Source organism: Candidatus Aminicenantes bacterium (assembly GCA_026393855.1).
Taxonomy (GTDB): Bacteria; Acidobacteriota; Aminicenantia; order Aminicenantales; family UBA4085; genus UBA4085.
The window spans coordinates 1-4,121 of the sequence record JAPKZJ010000083.1; the positions used below are offsets into that span (position 1 = coordinate 1).

Here is a 4,121-nt window from a genome sequence, read left to right on the forward strand (position 1 = left end):
GGGGGGCCGAGGGCGATGTAAATCCGGCCGCGATCGGTCTTGCCGCCTTGGAACGGCAGGCCGCGTCCGAAGGTCTTGTCGGCGAAGGCCAAGCGGCGGTAATGCTCGTCTCTGAACTCGTTGCGGGCCGTGCCGGGCGTCGGATCGCGCTGCCGCCAGAACTCCTCGATCAGCGCGTCGCGGTCGGCGTCGGTTTCGAGGCGCTTGAAGACGTCGCGCTCGGCGGGAGAGATGATCACGGCCACTTCGTCCTCGAGCCAGGCCTTATGCTTGGGCGAGAGCGGCCGGTTCTGAGGAGAACCAAGGCTCGGACCGGCGGCCAGGGCGGCGACGATGAGCAGGACGGTCAATAATCGCTTCATTTCGCCCCCTCTTAGAACCGGATCCGCATGCCCGTGCTCAGGGTCAGCCCCGAAAAATCGAGGCTCGCCTCCCGAGCGCCCGAAGCCGGGCTGGCCGGGGACACAACCAAGACCGATCGCGACTCTCTTGTCGTCGCATACAGTCGGCCGGAAATTTCCGGGCCGTTGGCTTTCCCATAACTCTCAACCCAGGCCGTCGTCTTTTCCGTCCCCTCCCAGCCAGCCGCGGAAGCGCGACGGTAGACGACCTGTAGGAGCAGCGCGGCTCGCTCCGTCAAGCGGACATCCGCTTCCGCGCCGGCGAAAGCGCCGAAATAATTTCGGTTGGCTTTGATGGAATAGATGAAGTCATGCGTCGTCCCTTGGTTCGGAACGAAGCCATAGCTCGTCGCCTGATCATATTGAAAGGAGGAAAAGAAGATCGCGGGCCCGGCCGAGAGAAAAAGCCGGACGGGTCCTTGGATGACGATCCCATATCGAAGGCCCGGCCGGAGGATAAAAGTCCGCAGGATGGGCGTGCTGGTAGCGCCCAACGCATGCACGCCCTCATCGAACTGGAACTGATCGAAGCGCTGGGCCAGCGAATATTCGCCTGTCAGTCCGACGGCCAGGCGGGGGGTCAGTCGATAATAGAGTCCGGCCGAAAGCAGCATGCCGCCGTTGAAGGCGTGGTGCTTCTCGTCCTTGGCCGCATAGCCCAGATTCGCCAGCCGTCCCTTCAAGTCGTCATAGAGTCCGTCAACACCGGAGGCGAAATCTCCGCCTCCGAACATCGCGTACCCGCCGGTCAGCACGAAATCCAAGCCGATCCCCGCGAACGTGCTTTCCTGGTCGGACCAGAAATCGCGAGGCGGGACGGTCTTTTCCTCGATCACTTCGACGTCGGCCGCGGCCAGAAAGCCCATGACCGCGACGGCGTCCTTCTCGGACCCTGGGACGACGCGATACCAGCCGGCTTCGGCCTCGTAGGACATCAGGACCGTGCCGCGCTTAAGAACCGCGACGACGGGGCTCGCCGCATCCGGCCGCAGGCGGACTGAGGCATTCTCGACCTTGACCCGCAGGCGGCGCTCGACGGATTGGGGAGTCGAGAGAGCCGAGGATCGGGACGCCAAGAGCAGAAAGATACCGACGGCGAGCGTGAACCGGAAGCGGGAATGGCCCAGTGCCTGAATGGGGCGATTTTTTAACACGGCGGAATCCTTACCGCAAGCGCTGCTTTGATGAAACCATTATAGCCCGAAAAAAAAATTAGCAACAGGTCTCGGCGATAACGGAATTATGCGGCACCAAAAGCCACATAGATCTTCGCCAAACACCGGGAAGATCAGGCGGTTCGGGGTGTGCCGTTGGGGGCAACGGTATCATGCTGCGTGAACGGCTCCTTCTACAGCCGTGACCGTGGCGAGGGAACAACGCAGCAAGATCGGCCAACGGCGAAATAGCGAGGGCGGCGCCTTTTTCCACAACTCTCCGAGGGCAGCCAATCCTAGCGGGGACTGTCGAAGCGACGTCCCGACAAGGACTGCGAAGAGCTGCGGCCGCCGAGGGCTGTTTGAGCACGCGGAAATCTATCGGAATCGAAACAGAGGGGCTGATCCCCATTGCCGGAAGATCGAGAATGCGGAGTTCCGCCCTCGCGGGGACTGTCGAAGCGACGTCCCGACGAGGACTGCGAAGCGCTGAGGCGCCTGGCCGGGACGACCAATGCGCCGTCGATAGCGATTTGATCGAGGATAACACAGGGATCCGATCACGGCGCATCGCGCCGTTGCCCCCAACGGCGACTCCGAACCGCCCTTCCCGGAACGGGGCGAAAAGCCTAGCTTTTTCGAGCCAGATCGAAGGTCTCGGCGAGGCCTTTGACCGAGACCGCCCGCGAGGCGAGCGCCGCACCCGCTTGGGCCGCCGCGAAGGCGCCCCCCCCCCCAGCCAGGGCCTTGAGCGCCACGGCGGCAAAGACGTCGCCGCAGCCCGTCGTATCTACGGCCGCAGCCGCCAGCGGAGCGGCGATCATCCGGATCTCGGCCGGCGTTAGGACCAAAACACCTTCCTTGCCCATGGTCACGAAGACGGCCCGTACGCCCAAGCCGAACGCCTCGGCCGCCAGGACGTCGATCTCGGCCCGCTCGGCCCAGCACTCCGGACGGCCGACCATGCAGGCGACCTCCTGCCGGTTGGCCTGGAGGTAGGCCGCGCCCCGAACCCAATCCCGCCATTCGGGCAAGGCGACATAGTCCCGGTGCGCCCCGACGAGCTTGGCCAGGGACAGGGAATGGATGTCGATCCAAATGGGGCAGCGGGACTTGTCGACGATCGAGCGCCAGTCCCCGAGGCGCAGGTCGAACCCCGAATTGAAAGCGAGAAGAAGGGCGTCGAGCCCATCGAGCCCGGCCAGGATCGGCCCGGGGTCGAGAGGCGGCACGGCCGAGCGCAGGACCTCCTCGCGCTCCTTGAGAGACTCGCCGTAGCGGAGCTCGACCTGGTTGCCCGGACCGGGGACATAACGAAGACCGCCGCGCCGCAGGCCGGGCCAGGGGGCAATTAGATCCTCCACCCGGGCCCGCAGCGCCTCGCCGCAGTTCGTAAACAGGCGGACGCCGTCGCCGACGCCGCACCAAACCGCGGCTTGGTAGAGGACGCCCCCGATCATGCCGTACGACCGGCCGTCGTCGTAGACGATGCGGTCGGAGGTGATGGTCCCGATGAGCCCGAATTCGGTCATGGCGAGAGGCCCATCGTATGCGAGCCGGACGCGGATTGCAAGGCGGCGCCGAGCGGACGCGGGACGCGGCCATTCCCAAGCGCGCCCCAGTCTGTTAGCATAGAATCAAGGAGACGGCGCCATGGGCATCCTGAGACGGATCCTGGGGACGGTGTTCGTGATCGTCGCGTTTGTCGGCGGCTGGCAGGTCCGCGGCTGGCTCCATCCGGGAGGAAGCCCGGCGGCAGCCGCGGCCAAGGATCCCGCGCCGCTTCTCCTCGCCGGCGTGCCGGACGTCCGCCAATCCACGGTTTATTCCTGCGGCGCTTCCGTGCTCCAGGCCGTGCTTCAGTATTACGGGCAGGAATCCCGCGAGGACGCCTTGATGAAAGAATGCCGGACAACGGCCGCCCTGGGCACTCAGCCCGGGCAGATCATAAAGGCGGCCAGGGCCCGCGGTCTTCAAGCCGAGCTCAAGGAAGGGCTGGACCTCAATGCCCTGGAAGCCGCCTTGTGGCGGAAGATCCCGGTCATCTGTGCCATTCAGGCCTGGGCCGACTCGGAAAAGCCAGGCTTTTCCTGGGCCAAGGATTGGGAGGACGGCCATTATGTCATCGTCATCGGCCTCGACGGCAAGAACGTTTACGTCGAGGATCCTTCGATTCTCGGTTCACGCGGCGTTATCCCGCGGACGGAATTCCTGGAGCGCTGGCACGATTACGAGGGCAAGCCGCCCTTCGACAAGACCGACCGGGCCTACCGGGCTATGGGCATCTTCATCGAAGGCGCCAAGCCCGTCCCGCCGCCCCCCTTCACCCACGTTGAATAGGGGTCAGGTCTCAACATTCAACATTTCTAGTCGTTCAAGCGCAACGCAACGCCATTCTCGATAGAAAACGGCATTATAAAATTTAAACTTATTTTCGACAGTTGATTTTCCGAACTCTCTGTAAATGAACGGATTGCGGGCGCGGAAAAATACTTTGGCACTACGGTCGGTTGGCTCAGTCGCATATCGTCACGGCAGATGGCGGCCTCACTCCTGCCGCCTGGAA

5 protein-coding genes are annotated in these 4,121 nt (G+C 63.7%); 1 reads left to right on the plus strand and 4 read right to left on the minus strand.

Annotation, left to right across the window (positions count from 1 at the left end; all coding sequences use genetic code 11):
- The 3 genes from NTZ26_10005 to NTZ26_10015 form a co-directional block, all read right to left on the minus strand.
- Positions 1–362: GWxTD domain-containing protein (locus NTZ26_10005; GenBank protein ID MCX6560828.1), on the minus strand; the 362-nt coding region annotated here is incomplete at its 3' end.
- An 11-nt stretch (positions 363–373) separates the two neighbouring features.
- Complete coding sequence (locus NTZ26_10010; GenBank protein MCX6560829.1) at positions 374–1,555, minus strand: hypothetical protein; 1,182 nt, start codon at positions 1,553–1,555, stop codon at positions 374–376.
- Between the two features lie 629 nt (positions 1,556–2,184).
- Complete coding sequence (locus tag NTZ26_10015; protein MCX6560830.1) at positions 2,185–3,087, minus strand: PfkB family carbohydrate kinase; 903 nt, start codon at positions 3,085–3,087, stop codon at positions 2,185–2,187.
- A 121-nt stretch (positions 3,088–3,208) separates the two neighbouring features.
- Between NTZ26_10015 and NTZ26_10020 the strand changes: the two genes are divergently transcribed.
- Complete coding sequence (locus tag NTZ26_10020; GenBank protein ID MCX6560831.1) at positions 3,209–3,895, plus strand: cysteine peptidase family C39 domain-containing protein; 687 nt, start codon at positions 3,209–3,211, stop codon at positions 3,893–3,895.
- Positions 3,896–3,921: 26 nt separating this feature from the next.
- Here NTZ26_10020 and NTZ26_10025 read toward each other — a convergent pair.
- Positions 3,922–4,121, minus strand: a 200-nt coding sequence (locus NTZ26_10025; protein ID MCX6560832.1) for a hypothetical protein, incomplete at its 5' end; no start/stop codon positions are given.

Coding starts and splice junctions, on each gene's coding strand:
- NTZ26_10015 (MCX6560830.1), bottom strand. CDS start 3,087: ATGACCGAATTCGGGCTCATCGGGACCATCACCTCCGACCGCATCGTC.
- NTZ26_10020 (MCX6560831.1), top strand. CDS start 3,209: ATGGGCATCCTGAGACGGATCCTGGGGACGGTGTTCGTGATCGTCGCG.